Annotated in this window: 13 protein-coding genes; 7 read left to right on the top strand and 6 right to left on the bottom strand. The window is 47.1% G+C overall.

Annotated elements, in window-relative coordinates; all coding sequences use genetic code 11:
* Positions 1-156: 156 nt before the first annotated feature.
* The 3 genes from KDK15_RS13750 (at position 157) to KDK15_RS13760 (ending at position 4,608) form a co-directional block, all read left to right on the top strand.
* On the top strand, positions 157-1,305 hold the full coding sequence (locus KDK15_RS13750) for a hypothetical protein (RefSeq protein WP_257295958.1): 1,149 nt from the start codon (positions 157-159) through the stop codon (positions 1,303-1,305).
* A gap of 357 nt (positions 1,306-1,662) precedes the next feature.
* Positions 1,663-2,571 (top strand): phosphatase PAP2 family protein, encoded by a 909-nt coding sequence (locus KDK15_RS13755; protein WP_257295959.1) that lies wholly within the window; start codon positions 1,663-1,665, stop codon positions 2,569-2,571.
* A 240-nt stretch (positions 2,572-2,811) separates the two neighbouring features.
* Positions 2,812-4,608 (top strand): hypothetical protein, encoded by a 1,797-nt coding sequence (locus tag KDK15_RS13760; RefSeq protein WP_257295960.1) that lies wholly within the window; start codon positions 2,812-2,814, stop codon positions 4,606-4,608.
* Between the two features lie 280 nt (positions 4,609-4,888).
* Here the strand turns inward: KDK15_RS13760 and KDK15_RS13765 are convergent, their stop codons facing one another.
* The gene (locus KDK15_RS13765) at positions 4,889-6,625 is read right to left on the bottom strand and encodes a GspE/PulE family protein (RefSeq protein WP_257295970.1); all 1,737 of its coding nucleotides are present in this window, start codon (positions 6,623-6,625) and stop codon (positions 4,889-4,891) included.
* Between the two features lie 111 nt (positions 6,626-6,736).
* A complete protein-coding gene (locus KDK15_RS13770) occupies positions 6,737-7,396 on the bottom strand; it encodes an inorganic triphosphatase (RefSeq protein WP_257295961.1) in 660 nt (219 codons plus the stop codon).
* Positions 7,397-7,565: 169 nt separating this feature from the next.
* Between KDK15_RS13770 and KDK15_RS13775 the strand changes: the two genes are divergently transcribed.
* From KDK15_RS13775 to argA, 4 genes are all read left to right on the top strand, one after another.
* Positions 7,566-8,246 (top strand): TIGR00153 family protein, encoded by a 681-nt coding sequence (locus KDK15_RS13775; protein ID WP_257295962.1) that lies wholly within the window; start codon positions 7,566-7,568, stop codon positions 8,244-8,246.
* Between the two features lie 19 nt (positions 8,247-8,265).
* Entirely contained in the window at positions 8,266-9,537 is a 1,272-nt protein-coding gene (locus KDK15_RS13780) for an inorganic phosphate transporter (RefSeq protein WP_257295963.1), read from the top strand.
* An 85-nt stretch (positions 9,538-9,622) separates the two neighbouring features.
* Positions 9,623-10,777, top strand: a complete 1,155-nt coding sequence (gene argE, locus KDK15_RS13785; protein ID WP_257295964.1) for an acetylornithine deacetylase — start codon at positions 9,623-9,625, stop codon at positions 10,775-10,777.
* 88 nt (positions 10,778-10,865) lie between these two features.
* Positions 10,866-12,230 carry an amino-acid N-acetyltransferase gene (gene argA, locus KDK15_RS13790; protein ID WP_257295965.1) on the top strand — a complete coding sequence of 455 codons (1,365 nt, stop codon included), beginning with the start codon at positions 10,866-10,868 and terminating at the stop codon, positions 12,228-12,230.
* 25 nt (positions 12,231-12,255) lie between these two features.
* Here argA and KDK15_RS13795 read toward each other — a convergent pair whose 3' ends face one another.
* The 4 genes from KDK15_RS13795 to thiI all read right to left on the bottom strand — a co-directional run bounded on the left by KDK15_RS13795 (position 12,256) and on the right by thiI (position 17,899).
* Positions 12,256-12,702 (bottom strand): DUF2057 domain-containing protein, encoded by a 447-nt coding sequence (locus tag KDK15_RS13795; protein WP_257295966.1) that lies wholly within the window; start codon positions 12,700-12,702, stop codon positions 12,256-12,258.
* Positions 12,703-12,816: 114 nt separating this feature from the next.
* Positions 12,817-15,195: a hypothetical protein gene (locus tag KDK15_RS13800; RefSeq protein ID WP_257295967.1), complete on the bottom strand. Its 2,379-nt coding sequence runs from the start codon at positions 15,193-15,195 to the stop codon at positions 12,817-12,819.
* A gap of 633 nt (positions 15,196-15,828) precedes the next feature.
* Positions 15,829-16,350: a dihydrofolate reductase gene (locus KDK15_RS13805; protein WP_257295968.1), complete on the bottom strand. Its 522-nt coding sequence runs from the start codon at positions 16,348-16,350 to the stop codon at positions 15,829-15,831.
* A gap of 91 nt (positions 16,351-16,441) precedes the next feature.
* The gene (gene thiI, locus KDK15_RS13810) at positions 16,442-17,899 is read right to left on the bottom strand and encodes a tRNA uracil 4-sulfurtransferase ThiI (protein ID WP_257295969.1); all 1,458 of its coding nucleotides are present in this window, start codon (positions 17,897-17,899) and stop codon (positions 16,442-16,444) included.
* Between the last annotated feature and the right edge of the window lie 363 nt (positions 17,900-18,262).

Genomic DNA, 18,262 nt, shown 5'->3' on the forward strand with positions numbered 1-18,262 from the left:
CGGCGTTACAACTCCGGTCACATAGCTACGGCTATGCTCCCTTCGTTGTGCCTTGCATAGTAACTGCCCACTTAGCCAGAAATATACGATTGCATTTGGCCAACTACTTTTATTGGTTAGTGGAATCTTTATTCAAATAAATTTTGGGGGATACACATGATTCTCAGCTCAGCCTATAGGTTTTTATACCCGATATTGTTCTATCTATTGATCATGCTCTCCGGCAATAACGCCTTTGCAATTGATGATGTTAAATCTCCGATTTATGCCAATAACTTTCTGTTAAAACAAAAAGATACAGGCCAGTGTCTGGTTGTAATGGATGAGCTGGAAGGCTGCAGCTCAGAACAAAGCAGACTGACGGATGGCTGTGTTAATAGCAACAGGATAACGTTCGGGGAGTGTGACCAGGAAAAGCCTGAACAGAGGTGGAAGTTTGACTTCCAAAAGAAACGAATTCACTCACTGGAACGAAGTGCTGATCTTTGCTTGACCCGGCTGTCGAAACATCTATCCATGGATGTTTGCCAACCGGCAAGTTTGCAGCAGCTATGGTTTTTTAATCAACAGGATCATCTTTATAGCCGAGTTGATTATCTTGACCCTCTTGCATTTGTAGAACTATTGCAAAGTAATTCGGATACTCCTTCACCGGTCTCTTTTCACTTTACTGACTCTGAAACTGGAGATGATCAATGCTATCTGAGCCCTTTTACCGGTAGAGTAGAGTGTGTGGGATTTGAAGTCGATGAAGAGACACTGAAACAACAGGAAGTTGAGTCCTGGCACTGGTCAGGCCATTGGCCATGGCAGGCAAAGCCAATAAAACTGACAGAAGAGTTGAAGCTTGGTGATTTCAGTAACAATCATTGTCTTGCGGTAACACAATGTCATATGGATAGTGTTGGACAGTACGACTGTTTTGGCGGCGCAAAGGTTCAGGTAACTGCCTGTCAATCAGTCAGTCATCAGGTCTGGCACTATGACCTGGTGTCCAAAAGACTGTTTAATAAACAGGCAGGGGAGCAGTTTTGCTTAAGCTGGCTATCGGGAAAACTGACACTGGAGCACTGTGTGCCTAGTACTGGTTCTCAGAAATGGTATTTTGCCCGGGGGAAAGGCAGCAAGTATGCCGAAAGAGGCCAACTGCGCTGGTTTTCCAATTTAAGTGAACATTATAATTATGTTGAGGCTCTTGATTTTGATCCCATAGTTAAATTTGAAATATTAAAGAAAGACATTCAGGGAAAAGACTGCGGCTATGATCCCATTGATGGCCTTTGGAAAGGCCTGTGTGCTAATTAGGCTAGTTGATAAGCAAATTAATTCATAATTGCTAATCATAATTTGGTTATCAGCTTTCTTTATTATTGTTTGTTTTTACCAATCTTTTTTAGTAAGCATGTGGTGATCTTTATCAATTTACTCATCGATATCAAAACTTCTGGAGTAGATTTTTAAAAAGGCCCTTTTCCAAAGTTAGTATCCTGATCTTTAATAATTGATTCTGACCAGGAGATTACTTTAGCGATAATTTGTAAAGTTATGGTTTTATTTTAAATGCAAGAGGATTCATGGGGTGCCTTCAGGCTGTTTTTATTATTGGCTGAGTATGTGTGCTCTGATTTTAAGCTGCAAACCAAAATAAGAAAGGAGCTGTTTGTGACTGACTTACTCCAGTGGGGGTTGGAATCTGTCGCCTGGATACAGCAATACCGAAGCCCGATGGCTGATAAATTCATGCAGCACATCACCGATCTGGGAGGTAAGTATTATATTTGCTTCCTCCCATTTCTGCTCTGGTGTTTGAATTTTCAATTTATGGGTCGTGTTTTCAGCCTGTTTTTAGTGTCCTTTTTTATCAATATCAGTTTCAAGGATTTGCTGGCTTTACCAAGGCCGTTTGATATTGATCCGGCTATAACACCTGATCGGGAGTGGGGCTATGGTATGCCCAGTGGCCACGCTCAAAACTCAGGACTATTATGGATTATGTTGGCCGTCAGCGTAGCCAGACGGTGGTTCTGGGTTATGGTGCTTTCCATTGTTTTTCTGATCGGGTTTTCGCGAGTCTATTTTGGTCTTCATTTCCCTGGAGATATTCTCGGTGGGTGGGTTCTGGCAGCAGCACTGCTATGGACAAACTATTGTTGGGGCGACAAATTTACCCAGTGGTTGAATCAGCAAACTTTCTGGTTTCTGATTGGCAGTTTGTGGCTGCTACTAACCGGCCTTTATCTTCTTTATTGTGTCTTCGATATGCCAATCATGACGGGGCTTTTTGCCATCAGTCTTGGGTTTGGCACAGGGTATGTAATTACTTCCCGGTTTTTACATTACAACGGCTCTGGCAATATCTGGCAGCGTTTATTGCGCAGTGTGGTTGGATTAATGGTTCTGATTTTTTATCTGCAGGTTACAAAAAGCTGTTTTCCGCAGGTTCGCAGTGGAGAATATTATCTGGTCATGTTTATCGTGAACACCATAGCAGGCTTATGGCTGACATTAGGTGCTCCTATGATTTTTTCTCTTCTTTCTCTTGGAGGAAGGCAAAGCAAATCGGAAGGTTAACGCCAGGAGGCTGACCGATTGCTGAAGAAATAGAAATGGATTAAGGAAGCCTGGAGAGAGAAGTTTCCCTGCCAATGGCAAGTCCCGGGATAACCTGATTACCCTGTTCGACTACCTTGGAGATATCCACAAAGCGTTTGATACAACGGATACTATCGGGCTGATTGAACTTATTCCCGTCTATTTTATCTAACGGTATTCTCGACAGCCTCATAGTACATAAATAGTGAGGATAATTCTGTGGATTTGCATGGCAGTGCTGCTGCGCGTAGCGGCTATCAACGAACAGCATCACAGTCTGAGCGTCCTGAAACACCCGGGGTCAGATCGGGGCGTGGTGTCAGGGCCCATGCTGATTCTTTCGGTTTACCAGCCAGTGATGCGCCACCCGGCACTGAGCCATTACAGCGAAGCGTATCAGAGTATAACCTCGCCATTGTCAGGGATGGTATCAGAGGTTGTGTGGAAACGGGGAAGAAAGCCTCTCCCGAGTTTTTCATCTACCTGGAAAAGATCAAACCATTATTAGATGGCTCCCCAACTGAAGAGTCTCTCAAGGAAATAGGCGAATTATATAAACTTATCAATGAATGCGATTTCTTCACTGCAGAATTGAAAACCATGGATGATTTGAAAAAAAGGATAGCCTCCAGCTTTTCATCTTATGTTGAACAACAAAAAACAGAGCTGGTGAAACAACTGAAAACCTGTTTTACCATCCGCAGCAGCGGCGGAGCTGATTGCTTTTATGAACAGCTTACTGGCAAAATCAAACAGCTTTTTTCTCAATTCACACCGCCAATGCAGGAGTTGTTGCATAATGTTGGTGCAACCATTGTGTCCAGTGAATTGGATCAAGGTTTTAAAAAAAACCTGACTGACCAGCTCCGCAAAAATGTCAGCTCCGAACACCAGGTGAGAAATCAGAGTGCTGCCGTGCGGTCAGAGCTGGAAGAGTTTGCCCGTATTGCCAGGATGATTGTTGAACGTCAGGGAAAACACAAGCCTGCTGTAACGCAGAATTATCTGGAAAGACTCTCAGTAATGATTGACCGATCGGTAAGAATGTCAGTGGCAGACCGCAGGTTGCACCTGGAAGCCGTGGAAATGATCGATTCAGCAATGATGGACACAATAAGCCCGGGCTCGGATGCTGAAAATTATTGGCATCACATGCTTTTTGAGGCCGTCCTTAATCTTCGCTTTTCTTCCGAATTTATGGCTGCCTATCATCACCTGATTTCGCCATTACCACCACAGAAATGGGGTTTGGAAGAGCTGGAGGGGTTTGTCACCTTATTAAGGTATTCCGGTCAGTCCCTCGGCTACTGTTCGCAAGAGTTTGTCTCATTACTTGCCAAAATGGACGGCACTGACAATGGGCAACCTGCCAACACGTCAGTGGCAGCTGCCAGCGGTTATGATGACGAAGACGATTGCCGGGCCGTAGAGTCTGACGAAGCGCCGGATGAAACTGAAAAAGGGTTAACCAAAGAGGACCGCAACAAGGAACTGGGAAAATTTTTGCACGTTGTTGCTCTGGAAGCTTCAGGAGAGTTCTATCACTCAAACTACGATAAAAGCTATTCTGACTGGCACATAATTGTTGAAATGCTGCTCGGGCAGCGAGCGTTCATAAGCCCTCATGCCAGAAAGGCAATCAGGTTTATGGTTGATTTATCAAAAGGGGGAGCCAAGACTGCCAATTTGCATTTTTTCGATACTACTGGCAACAGAGCAAACGCACGCAGAACGTTAGAGCAGGTGATGAACCAACTCAGGCAAAAGCAACCGGACAAGATTGATATCCGGCAAAATGGTTATTTCAGCAAGGTGTCCATCCAACTCTGGAAGGGTGGCCAAATATGCCATACCTGCCACGTGCCTGCGGTCACTGAATCCGGAGTGCCCTATGACAGTATGGCGATGGGGGTACAAATTTTGTGTGGCAGGGAGCTGATGAAAGAATTGTATACCTGTCGGGGTAGAGCCCTGGACTTCGGATATTACCAACCCATGAAGCTTGTTGCTCCTTAAGTACTGCTTTGACTCGTGCTATTTTCTGACCTTTGCCCTGGCAGGTATGGTCAGCAGAGATTGAACAATGGATGCTACAGAATTTATTTACAGGCTCAATTATTAGTTCTGAAGATTCCTCTGTGACGATCATTTTCAGGCCATCCTTATCGAAGTAAATAGCTGTTGACGTCGGCTTATTACTGCTCGCGTTAATCAGCACTGGAAAAATCAAAAGCAGTAAAAGAAAGGCGCATTTCTTCATGTATTCAAAGGCCCCGAATTTATGATTTGTTGTTTATTAAGGAGTGACCCGCATCACTTCTGCTATGGTCGTCATTCCAGCAGCAACTTTCTGTGCACCAGATTGTCTCAGGCTATACATGCCTTCCTTGATACATTGTTGGCTAAGCAGTGTAATGTCAGGATTTTCGTTAACCAGATCTTTGACCTGAGGGCTCATGGTTAAAATCTCATAGAGGCCGGCACGCCCACGATAACCCGTTTCACGGCAATCGAGGCAACCAACAGGCTGATAGACTTCTGAGGGTGCCGATGCAGGCCCGGGTTTTGTTAAGGCTTTCCAGCCGCTGGTGTCCAGCGGTGCTCTTGCTTTGCAATTCGGGCAAAGGGTTCTGACAAGACGTTGTGCCATAACACCCAGCACGGTGTTTTTAATGAGATAAGGGGGCACACCAAGCTCAAGCAAACGCGTTAAGGCAGAGGGCGCATCATTGGTATGCAGCGTAGAAATAACTAAATGCCCGGTCAGAGCGGCCTGAATTGCCATCTCGGCGGTTTCAAGATCACGGATCTCACCCACCATAATAATGTCAGGGTCTTGCCTTAAAAGTGCCCGAAGCCCTGAGGCAAAGGTCAGGTCGATGTTGTGTTGCACCTGCATCTGGTTGAATGCGGGCTCCACCATTTCAATGGGGTCTTCGACGGTACAGACATTCACCTGATCCGTGGCCAGCTGCTTCAGGGTTGAGTAAAGTGTGGTGGTTTTACCAGACCCAGTGGGGCCAGTCACCAGAATGATACCGTTGGGCTGGCCTGACATTGCTTTCCAGCGTCGTTCATCTTCTCTGGAAAAACCCAGATCGCTGAATGATTTTACCAACACTTCCGGGTCAAAAATCCGCATCACCAGCTTCTCACCAAACGCGGTAGGTAATGTGGACAAACGCAGTTCGACCTCATAGCCATCGGCGTTACGGGTTTTCAACCGTCCATCCTGCGGCTTTCGCTTTTCGGCAACATTCATACGGCCAAGGATTTTCAGTCGACTGGTCATTGCTGCAGCGACTTTGACTGGCATCTGATAAATCGAGTGGAGTACACCATCAATTCGGAATCGGAGATTGCATTGTTCCCGGCGGGGCTCAATGTGGATATCGCTGGCTCTTTGTTCAAAAGCGTATTGCAGAAGCCAGTCAACAATGTTGACGATATGCTGATCATTGGCATCCGGAGCCTTCATGCTGCCCAGCTCCAGCATTTGTTCAAAGTTATTGAGCGAGGCAGAAGTGACACCAGCCTCCGAGCTGGCTCCCATGACTGACTGGGCCAGGCGATAGAACTCGACGGTATAACGTCGGATATCGGTTGGATTGGCAACAACCCGCCTGATCTCCCGGCGATTGACATGGCGTAGATTGTCTTCCCAGATCCGATGCCATGGCTGGGCAGAGGCTACCACAATCTCAGTGCTGGTCACCTCGACGGCAAGGATCTGGTGTCGCCTGGCAAAGGCATGGGACATGATGGGGGTAATGGCAGTAGCATCAATCTTGAGAGGATCGATGTGGAAGTACTCCTGACCAGCCAGTTCACCAAGCCACTGACACAGGTGCTCAATATCCAGCTTGTTACCCGGGCGACAAAGATCATCCAGCTCCAGATCAGCAAGGTATTCCAGAGGGTGCAGACGGACTTGTTCAGGTGTGCGTGGGCGGCTGAGAATATCATCAGCGGTTGCCTGATCTATGTGTTTGCTTCTGACCAGATCAGACACAACCATTGCCAGATCCAGCATTTGCTCCCTGTGTTGCAGGCCATCTGCTTTCTCATTGTTCACTTGAAATACCGTTTGCAGCTGGAATTTCTTTATATTCTCGCTTTTTTTTCGGCGTGGGAACAATTGGATTTATTGTTTCGGTAAAATCCTGTCATTTGCCCGGCTTAGTTTGGAATGCCTGTTGGCTATCAGTTGAAAACCTTTTTCAGCCTTGCTCTGGTCAGACGGGGTGAGTTCAAAGCAGTGCTGCAGTGCAGAGGCGATGGCCATCAGTGCAGATTCATCTCCTTCCATCAGCTCAAGTTCCAGTTCGCAAATAGGGCTTGAACCATTTCCTGACTTTACCATCCCCTGGTCAAGTGCTGCCTCAACCCTGGCAAAAGGGCTTTGCCAGACCAATAGCCAGCGAGTGCGGTAGAAGTCGGTAGTAAATAGAGGTTTAAGCTGCTCTATCGATATATCACTGAGCCCAGCGGGCCAGACAGAAGGCAAAATCTGCCCGTTCAGTTTATTGGTGCTCAGCGGCCACTCCCATTCGCCCCGGCGGGTCAGGCCATTTATGCTTTCTCCCCGGGTTTTCAGGGTTTGGATAGATTGCCCATTAACTTCACGAATCCGTAGAGCCACTTTGGCCTGGTTGAGCCTCAGGTCTGGCGTATCAAAGTAGGTATTTCCCAAGTGAAGGGTTTGTGGTGGTTGTACTGCATGCTCCTGCCAGAATGGGTGACTTTTCAACTGCTCAATCCGGTCAGCAGGCACAGAGAGCTTTAACTCGGTTTCCTGGCTCATTTTCTTTTCCACAATACGGTTGTCAAATTCTATAGGACTGAGAAATTATATAAAAATCATAGGTTCATGGGTGAAGGAGCTCTGTGCTCTGTGCGCCAGGTTATGAGCATATATGCAGGAATTGAAACGGCCTTCTATAATCAGGCGTTCAATCGGATGGATTTGAAAAATGCCTACCAGCAACATACTGGTGAGCGTCTTTGGCCGCTCACCAATAGGACCTATTCAAAAGCATATTACCACTGTTCACGGATGTGCGTCACAGCTGGAGCCATTCTTTCAGGCAGTGTTTGCCGAAGAGTGGGAGACCGCTTATGACGTTCAGCAGAAAATCATCAAATTTGAGCACGAAGCGGATGCCATCAAGCGAAGTATCCGCCTGTCGCTTCCCAAAAGCCTTTTTCTTCCCGTGCCCCGTACCGATCTGCTGGAGATTGTCACCGTTCAGGATAAAGTTGCTAACCGTGCCAAGGATATCGCAGGCCTTGTGGTAGGACGAAAGATGATTATTCCCGGCTCAATGCACGACGCGTTTATTATCTACGTACGCCTATCAATTGCCACAACTGCACAGGCATTGAAAGCCATTCATGAGCTGGACGAACTTCTGGAAACGGGTTTTCAGGGGCGGGAAGTTGATCTGGTGGAAAAAATGGTTGAAGAGCTGGACAACATTGAGAGTGAGACCGACAAGGACCAGGTAAAAATACGCCGTATGCTGTTTGATCTTGAGCAAAGCCTGCCACCGGTTGAAGTCATGTTTCTGTACCAAATTATCGACTGGGTGGGCGATCTTGCAGATCGGGCTTCCCGTGTTGGTAGTTACCTCCAGTTGTTGCTGGCCCGTTAACTGAACCGGATACAGACTGATGAGTATTATCGCTGAATATGGCACAGTTTTCCTGATTCTGGCTTGCCTGTTTGGTTTTTTTATGGCCTGGGGGGTTGGGGCCAACGATGTCGCTAATGCCATGGGGACTTCGGTTGGATCTGGAGCATTGACGGTAAAACAGGCTATTTTTATCGCCATCCTGCTGGAGTTCACCGGTGCCTATCTGGCGGGAGGGTCGGTCACTGAAACCATACGTAAGGGGATTATTGATCCATCCATGCCCCTTTTGGCCGAGAACCCCAATCTGCTTTTATATGGCATGCTGGCTTCGCTGCTGGCCGCTGGCTCCTGGTTACTGGTCGCTACGCATTACGGCTGGCCGGTGTCCACTACCCACTCCATTGTCGGGGCCATTGTCGGTTTTGCGGCTGTTGGTATCTCTGCCGACACCGTCAGCTGGGGAAAAGTGGCAGCCATTGTTGCCAGCTGGGTTGTCTCCCCACTGATGTCGGGACTGTTCGCCTTCCTGATTTTTGTCAGTGTGCAGAAGCTGATTCTGGATACTGAAAACCCCTTCAGAAACGCCAAGCGCTATATGCCCCTATATATGTTTCTGGTTGGCTTCATGATGTCCATGGTGACGCTGATTAAAGGCCTTAAGCATATTGGCTTACCGTTGGATTATACCGAAAGCACAGTACTCTCACTGATTATCGGGTTGGTCATTATGTTGATTGGCCAGATGGCGCTGGCAAAAATAAAGGAAGATGTGCAGGCAGATAAATCATTTCATTTCTCCAGTGTGGAGAAGGTCTTTGGTGTCATGATGATTTTTACCGCCTGTTCCATGGCATTTGCCCATGGCTCCAACGATGTGGCCAATGCGGTAGGGCCATTGGCGGCGGTTGTCAGTGTGGTTATCAGTGGTGGTGAAATTGCCGGCAAGTCTTCCGTTCCGCCCTGGGTTCTGCTGGTGGGTGCCTTAGGTATTGTGGCAGGGCTGGCGACCTGGGGCTATAAGGTCATGGCTACGATAGGCTCTCATATCACCGAGCTGACGCCCAGCCGAGGTTTTGCCGCAGAGCTTGCTGCCGCCACTACGGTGGTGATGGCGTCCGGCACTGGCTTGCCAATCTCCACAACCCATACGCTGGTTGGTGCGGTTCTGGGCGTGGGACTTGCCAGAGGGATTGGTGCTTTGAACCTCCGTGTTATCAGTACCATCTTTATGTCCTGGCTGATCACTCTGCCAGCAGGAGCGATTCTGGCTATCATTTTCTTCCACTGCCTCAAGTTGATTTTTGGCTAGCAAATCCCGGATTTAGTTTCCAAGAAGGCCTGCCCTGTTTATCATCATTAGTTTCTCTCTTAAGTAGATGGTGATAATCAGGGTTATGAGCAGTCAGCAGCCAACATTTCAGCATGCACTTTCAAAATTGATAGCGATACCTTCTGTCAGCTCAACCCTTCCTGGCCTTGATATGAGTAACCTGCCGGTTATCAATGAGCTGGCGGCGTGGTTGGAAGCCATGGGGTTTCAGTGTGAGATTCAACCCCTGCCCCGGGCTCCACACAAGGCAAACCTGATTGCAACCCTGGGCAGTGGACCGGGAGGTCTGGTACTGGCCGGGCATACTGATACTGTTCCTTACGATGACAGCCTGTGGGAAAGTTCACCTTTTGCCCTCGAAGAAAGAGATGGCCGGTTTTATGGATTGGGCGTCTGCGATATGAAAGGCTTCTTTGCCCTGGTAATGGAGGCCGTTCGGGGCTATCTGAACACGCCACTGAAAGCACCATTAATCATTCTGGCCACGGCGGATGAAGAGTCCTCAATGAATGGCGCCCGTGCCCTGGCGGAACTTGGTCGACCCAAAGCGCGGTATGCCCTGGTTGGAGAACCTACCGGAATGCGACCTGTTCATATGCACAAAGGCATTATGATGGAGCGTATTCAGATTCTTGGGCAATCAGGCCATTCCAGTAATCCGGCACTGGGTCGTAATGCCATGGAGACAGCCCATCAGGTGATCACTGACTTGATGCAGTTTCGCACAGATCTGGCAGAGCGTTATCAGAACCCTGGCTTTACCATTCCCACCCCTACCTTGAACCTGGGGTGTATTCATGGTGGAGACAATCCTAACCGGATTTGTGGGCAGTGCCAGCTGGACTTTGATATTCGTATGCTGCCGGGGATGGACAGTGAACAACTGCGGCAGCAAATTCATCAGAGGCTTAAGCCAATTGCTGAAGCGGATCAGGTTGAGATCTCACTCGAAGCGATTACACCGGCTATTGAAGCTTTTGCGGGTTTTGAAAACTCCGAGCTGGTCGCTGCCTGTGAGCAGCTGACCGGGCATCAGGCAGAAAGTGTGGCATTTGCTACAGAGGCTCCATTCTTTAGCCGACTGGGTATGGATACCGTGGTACTGGGGCCAGGTGATATCGATCAGGCACACCAGCCAGATGAATACCTTTCTCAGCATCGAATAGAGCCAATGATTGATATTTTGCAGTCATTGATCAGACAGTACTGCTTATCATGAAGCACTGCACGATTTTTTTGCACCTGAGCATGTGATGCTCAGGGCGGCTTTTAATAGAGAGTGTAATGGATAAACAAGTGTGGCTTGCGTGAAAAAAAAGGAAAATACAGCAGACAGCGCAGAAAAGTACGTGAAGTTTTTCCGTCAATCATCACCCTATATACATGCCCACAGGGGTAAAACCTTTGTGATCATGCTCAGTGGTGAAACGCTGGCTCACCCAAACCTCGGTAATATCATCAGTGATATTGCCTTGATGAGTAGCCTGGGCGTCCGACTGGTGCTTGTGCACGGTGCCCGCCCTCAGATTGATGAGCGCTTAAGGGAGCGAGGTATTAAAACGGTTATTCACCAAGGGGGAGCTGGCAATGGCAGACAGCATAATGAACGACGGGTTACTGACAGGCAAAGCCTTGAGTGTGTCAAAGATGCCGTAGGAAATATGCGAGCCCTGATTGAATCAAGGCTCTCGGTAGGGTTGGTGAACTCGCCCATGCATGGTGCCAGGATTCGTGTTGTCAGTGGTAACTTTGTCACCGCTAAACCGCTGGGCGTGCTTGATGGTATCGATTTTAAGCATACTGGCGAAGTCCGGAAGATAGACAGTCAGGCTATCGATCATTTGCTGGATAGTGGCTATGTGGTGTTACTCTCCTGTCTCGGGCTTTCCCCCACTGGAGAGATTTTCAATATTGAAGTGGAGGAAGTGGCTACCCGAACGGCAATCAGTCTGCAAGCTGAAAAATTGATACTTTATGCTGAGCAGCAGGGGATTTTTGATCACCAGGGGAATCTGATCAATAGAATTTCTCCCCATGAAGCCAATAAAGAACTTGAGTCGCAGATTGGTGAGTCCGGGAGACTGCTGTCCTCCGCCGTTACGGCTTGCTCCGATGGCGTCGAACGGGCTCAGATTATCAGCTATCAGGATGATGGATCACTGCTGATGGAGCTGTTTACCCGTGATGGTGCCGGTACGCTTATTTCCAGAGATCACTACGAAGAAGTCCGTGGAGCAACCATTGAGGATGTGGGGGGTATTCTTGAACTGATCCGTCCTTTCGAGGAAAAAGGCATACTGCGCCGTCGCTCCCGAAAAGAACTGGAGCGGGAAATAAAGCTGTTCAGTGTCGTGTTGCTGGATGGCATGATCATCGGCTGCGCTGCTCTTCATCCTTACTATGAAAATGGTATCAGCGCAGCGGAACTGGCCTGTGTTGTCGTTCATCCTGAATATCGCAGCGCACAGCGCGGTGATCGTTTACTCGCGCATATTGAAGCGTTGGCGGAAGAACAGGGCTTGAACGAAATCTACGTCATGACCACCCAGACGATCCATTGGTTTATTGAGCGGGAATTTGCTGAAGTTGCCTATGATGATTTACCGATAGAGCTTAAAGCAAAATATAACTCCAAAAGGCAGTCAAAGGTTCTTATGAAAACGATAGGTTAACTGAAAACGGGCAAAACCGGGCGGACTACTTCCCGGTTTGTTTATTGTCAGAAATCCACTGAAGGAATCGTTCACGGGTTGTTTCATCTGCCTGGTTATACCAGTACTGAAGCGTGCTTTCACTCGTTGGCTGAGCCGTTGCAGGTGCTGGCATGACAGAAGGTTGGGATGGTTGAGCAACCTGATATGAAACGCCTTGCGGGGTAGCAATATAAACGGTTCCAGCCATTGCCCGAACAGCAGCCGGACTATCAGACAGGTTAAACTTCTGGATATCCTCCACCGTGTCCCCGCTGATTAACAGACCGGATTTATTAAGAACGCTGAACTCAAAGGGAATCGTTTGGCCTTTGGCATTGGTAATTGAGAATTGAGCCTTTGGCGACTGTGACAGTTTATCGGTATCTCTTGCTGTTTTCAGTTTTGGGGCATTAATGGTGTAGGTCTGATCGCCAGACAGGTCAAATGTCATGATTTACGGGCGATTATAGGTTGGTACAACTACCGGTTCGTATTGTTGTTTTCCGAATTTGTCGGCGTCAGCGGGTAGCGTCTGTAAAATGTGGAAGTTATTTCAGGATAGTTCCTAAATTGGATCAATTGGGCGCTGGTTGCCAATTGGGTGTTCAGGGGGCTGGGAAGACTTATATTTACTATTAAGAACATAAGTAACAATGCTGTGGAACAGCTTAAGAGTCTCTTCGTGCTTCTGGTAACTTCCTTCTTTTTGTGCTTTTTCAATCCAGGTCCTTAAGCCACGCAGTTCGTCCAGACTATCGAGTTCTCTGATTTCCTTGAGTGCCAGGCCTTCCGATATTTCTCCTGTGCGAAATCGGATAATCAGGCGGCCACAGGGTTGGTCTCGGATAGATTGTAAGAAATCCTCGGATGACAAACGCTGAAGTTCATTGTGGGGATGTTGATACTGATCAGCCTCTTCTCTCACCCGGGCTGACTTTGGTATGTATCTGCGTTCTTGGCCATCGGATACTGCAGAAATAACCCGCACACTATTATCAATCAGTGTTCTGGCTATTTTTTTATTCCAGTTGGCACTTTTTTCCTGAACAACGCGATGGAATGTGCCGAATGCACTGTTAATTTCTTGATCAAGCAACTGTTGTAAGGCTGCATGTTTAAGGATAAGTATGGCGGCCTCTTCATCACTCATAGCCCCAAACAGCCCTTTGTTGAGAAGTTCACTTCGCTGTCTGGCTTCTTCCAGGCTGTTGCCAATTTCTTCCATTGATTTTATCGACTGGAGCAAATGGTCAACCATTGGCTCCAACTGTTGCTTGGCCAGTGAGCGCAGCGTGCCAACTTCCTCACGTCCTGTCCTTAACCGTTTGCCAAACAGTTTTCTGGTATAATCAGGCTGCTTTTTGAGAATTTTTGTCATTCTCTTTTTATTAATTTTTGTATTTTCATGATCGGCAGCTATTTCAACAAAAAAGAAAGCCACAAAGCACAAGGTTCCATTCAAAGTGACCTTGGGTGCTACAGGGGTTATATTGATAGTGTTGCCTCGTTTTACGGCTATTTTGAAAAAATTCACCAGGTTATTATATAACGTTCCTTTAAACTGACTATAGAAAAACGTCTGAGCCATCTCTTTCAAAAGCCCGGCCGATTTAAAAGCAGTAGATACTTTTATGGGTTCGATTACTGTGTTATCAGAAATTGACTGATCTTCAATGCTTTGATCAGGATTCATCCAGTGAGGAATGATTCGGTTTATCCATTTTTCATTGCTTGTTTTTATTTGATGCCCGTGAATCATTAACTGCTTGTTTTTGGAGACGCTTTTGAATAATTCTTCCCTTTTTTCAGGAGGCATATCTTTAAATTTTGTATTCCATAGTTCTTCCAGATCCTTTATATGTCGGTTTTCAAGAATAGTACGACTAATCACTACGTTCTCAATAAGTTTGTCAAAGAAAAATAAATTGGCTTTCAGCTTTTTCCTTCGCTCAAAATACAGCGCTTTCTCTTTCTCTAAAGCAATAGACTCAGCAAGTGTCTTTTGCTCTTTTTCTGCCATTTTTTTGAGTTTTATTGCTTGTTTTTCGAGTTCAGCATAAGCGTTATATATTTGTGTAAAGGTCTTATGCGTGCATCGATAACGAAGCTTCTTTATTAGTTTTTTTCTTTTACTGTCATTTGATTTATCGAAGTTGGTATAGTCAAAATCAGCGTATTTTTTTATTTGTTTAAGTCCTCTGACCATTCTGACCCTACGCCAGAGTGCCGTACTGGCAGACCAGAAAACGATGTAACCTATATCAGTGAACAGTCCCACAGCAACCGCAATACCGATGGCCATTCCAGCGGGTGGGAAAATAGCAGTGAGAATGGCACCAGCAAGAAGAATAAAGAAAGTTAACATCTGGTTTCGTTTGTTACGTAAGATATTTCTCTTTATTCTGTTGCCAACATCTTTAAGGTGTATATTTGAAAAAAAACGTTCTCCTGAAGCCAGTTTTTGAATATGTTTACGGTCTTCTTTCTCGATAAAGTAACTCGTTTTCCTAGGCTCAGATAGCTGAGTAAGCGGTTGCTGATGATTGAGTGCTTCACTGTCAATACTTTTTACTTTATTGCCGGTTGCTGATTTTTGTTCCTCAATGGGCAGGACCAGGTTGTTTCGCAACTCTTTTTTAAGTTCAAGCATTCGTTCAAAAGTGAACGTTTTTTCATCCTCTATACCAACCTTTTTTAATAAGTTTTTAATATATTCATATTGTTGCTCAGGATGCATTCCATATTGCTGTCTTCCCTGAAGTTGTTGTTGAATGACTGGTAGCCCGGAGGTTTTTTCATACTGCATTGCCAGACGAATTTTCCTATGGATATGCGGCAGTATTATTTGCTGCAGGAAACCTTTAGGTGGTATTTCACCTTTACGTAAATACTCATAGGCCATATCCACGCTGCTGAGTTGAGCGGATTTGACGACAGCTTCCATCGTTTCTGTGCTGATAGCAATTTTTCCATCCGAAATACCCAGTCTGCCATCTTCTGACCGATGCAGTTTAATGGATCGGCCTGCATGCAGCTTTAATGCGGCCAGTACTTTCTGTGGGTTCTGGGGATTGTGTTTTGTCAGGTCGTCAACCAGGTCACTCACTTTCATTGAGGGGGCAGGGTGAATAAAGCGGTTTATTTTTTCCTTGCAGAAAGAGATTAAACGGTTATGCCAGTGCCTGGATTCAATATGCTCAGCCACCTGAATGGTGGATTCTACCGTTTTTTTTTCTCGAGTATTAGTGGCGTGTTGACCGTTACCGGAATCGGGTAGCGGGTATCCTGCGTGGTGCGAAGAAATATGATCTGTTGATGGTATACGAGGCATTCCTCATTCCCTAAGGTAACCCTTATTTAAGGCTTGTATTGGCCTGATGAGTATTTATAAAAATGATGCCTTGTCTGCCCAGCGAACAGGATAGACAACAAACAGTTTTTCTATGCAACATGACAAGCTGCTCAACTAACTATAGACAATCAGAATTGGAGAAAGGAGACACTTCCTGCATCCGAGTTGGCAGGAAATGTGGCTTATGCCCGGGGTGAAGGAGAGAAAAACGACAGGTGCTGATATTCAGGCCCTATCGAGTACCAGGTAACTGTAAGTCAGTGGCGGATCATCTTCCGATTGAGTGTCTTCCCGGGAGATTTCCCGCCATTCCTGCGGGTTGATGTCTGGGAAAAAGGCATCACCGTCAAAACTTTGATACACCCGGGTCAGGTAAAGCCGGTCAGCCTGATCAATCGCCTGTCGATAGATCTGTTCACCACCAATGACCATGATTTCTTCGTTACCGTTGATCAGGGTAGAAGCCTCAGCCACGATCAGAGCCTCAGCCAGGGCAATCCCGTCATCGAGGTTGTGAACTACGTTAACTCCCTCATGGTGCCAGTCATGATCCCGGGTAATGACGATATTGGTTCTGCCAGGCAGAGGCTTTCCCAGGGAGTCAAAGGTTTTCCGGCCCATGATAACAGGCTTACCCATGGTAACCGCTTTGAAGTAGCGCAGATCTCCCGGCAGATGCCAGGGCATTTTATTATTGATGCCAATGGCGTTATTGTCTGCCACTGCAGCGATCAGGGCCAGTTTCATCCATGTTACTCCTTTTTTGAACCACACAGTCTTGAACCACAAAGACACAAAGACAACGCTTTGAAATCCCTGTGCCTTCCTGGTAGAAAATTTACGGCTTCGGGTTAAATACGCCAACATTCTCATGCCCTTCTTCCCGAAGATGCATGGCATGCAGCTGACTCATTACACCCCTTTCGCAGTAGAGCAGGTAAAGTCGATCGTTGTCCAGCTCCGCAAAGCGTGTGCGAAGCTGATAGAAGGGAATGGTCACCACCTCTCGTCCGGGCATGGTAAATGGCTTTATCTCTTCTTCAGTCGGGTGCCGAATGTCGATAATCACTTCACCCTGATGAACTTCATTAACCACCTCAACTTCTTCCCGGGTCAGGTCATCCGCAATGATATCGTGGATAGAGACCGTTCTCCGGCTCTGAATAACATCTTCGAGTATATCGAAGTTGAACCGCTCCTCTTTTGCCGCAATTTTCTCTTCCTTTGCCCGGGTTGTGGGGTTTTTCGAGATCACCGCGCAGTATTCCGGAATATTACGAACGAACTCCTCAGTACCGATTTGTATGGATATATCGATGATCGCCTGCTTATCCATGGTAATCAGAGGCCGGAGCACCAGTGCATCGGTTACCGAGTCAATTACCGCCAGGTTTGGCAGTGTCTGGCTGGACACCTGACCAATGGCTTCGCCGGTGACCAGCGCAGCCATCCCCATCTCTTTGGCGACCTTGCTGGCTGCCCTGAGCATCATTCGCTTGAGAATAACGCCCATCTGGGCGTTGTCCACTTTGGTCAGTATTTCTTCAACAACGCCTTCAAAAGGTACGGTAACGAACTTAACCCGGCGAGAAGAACCGAAGCGGTTCCAAAGGTAGAAAGCCACTTCTTTCACTGCCAGCTCATGGGTATGCCCACCCAGGTTGAAGAAGCAGAAATGAGTTCGGATGCCGCGCTTCATGGTCAGAAAGCTTGATACCGTAGAGTCAAAACCGCCGGAAATCAGCGAGAGAACTGGCTCCTGAGCCCCCAGGGGATAGCCACCGAGACCTTCTCCCCGCTTCTGGGTCATAAAATAGCGGTCATTCTTGATATCAATACGAACCGTTATCTCAGGCTGTTTCAGGCTGACCCCACTGGCTTCGGTCTGCTGGATAAGACCGCCACCGACAAAACGTTCTACATCAATGGACTGAAAATCGTGCTTGCCGGTCCGGTTGCAGCGAACGCAGAACGTTTTGCCAGCCAGTGCCTCTGAATGAGCCCCAATGGTTTTTTCCAGAATATCGTCCAGGCTGACCAGCTTGTGTTCTGCAACTTGCAGCCAGTAGGCAATCCCCGGAATATGGCTTAACAGGTCACCGACCTCTGCCACCAGGATCTGATCATTGCTACTGGACGTGACTTCAATATGATCCCATACACCGGAGACATCAATATTCCCATCCACACGCTTAAGAATGGTGCGAATGTTTTTACGCAGCATTTTGATATAGCGTTTTCTTACCGGGGCACTTTTAATCGTGATTTCCGGAAACAGTTTGATGATGAACTTCATGAACCAGGAGACCTTGTGGGCTGGGTAGTCAAGGCAGGCAGGGCGGATAACTTAACCATTAATTAATGGAGCATTATACCGAATAACCGGGTACCCTGGCACCTTTGTAGCACGTCGAAGGGTAACCCCGGGAAACCGGCTTATATGAGTGGTAATCAGTATTTACCCTTATCAGATAAGTAAGGCTGCAAATCCCTTGTCAAAGAGGTTACACTGTCTGCCGCTGTTTGGTCAGATGGGTGTTGTAAGAATCGTTTGAACTCATTTGGTGCGCTTCTGGTTTTTTTCTGCACCATTATCGGATGGGCTTCTTCCGGGTCTCTAGGAGGCTGTCCGAGAATAGCGCCCGTCTAGGCGACCCCG

The sequence above is a fragment of the Endozoicomonas sp. YOMI1 genome, assembly GCF_024606345.1.
GTDB lineage: Bacteria > Pseudomonadota > Gammaproteobacteria > Pseudomonadales > Endozoicomonadaceae > Endozoicomonas.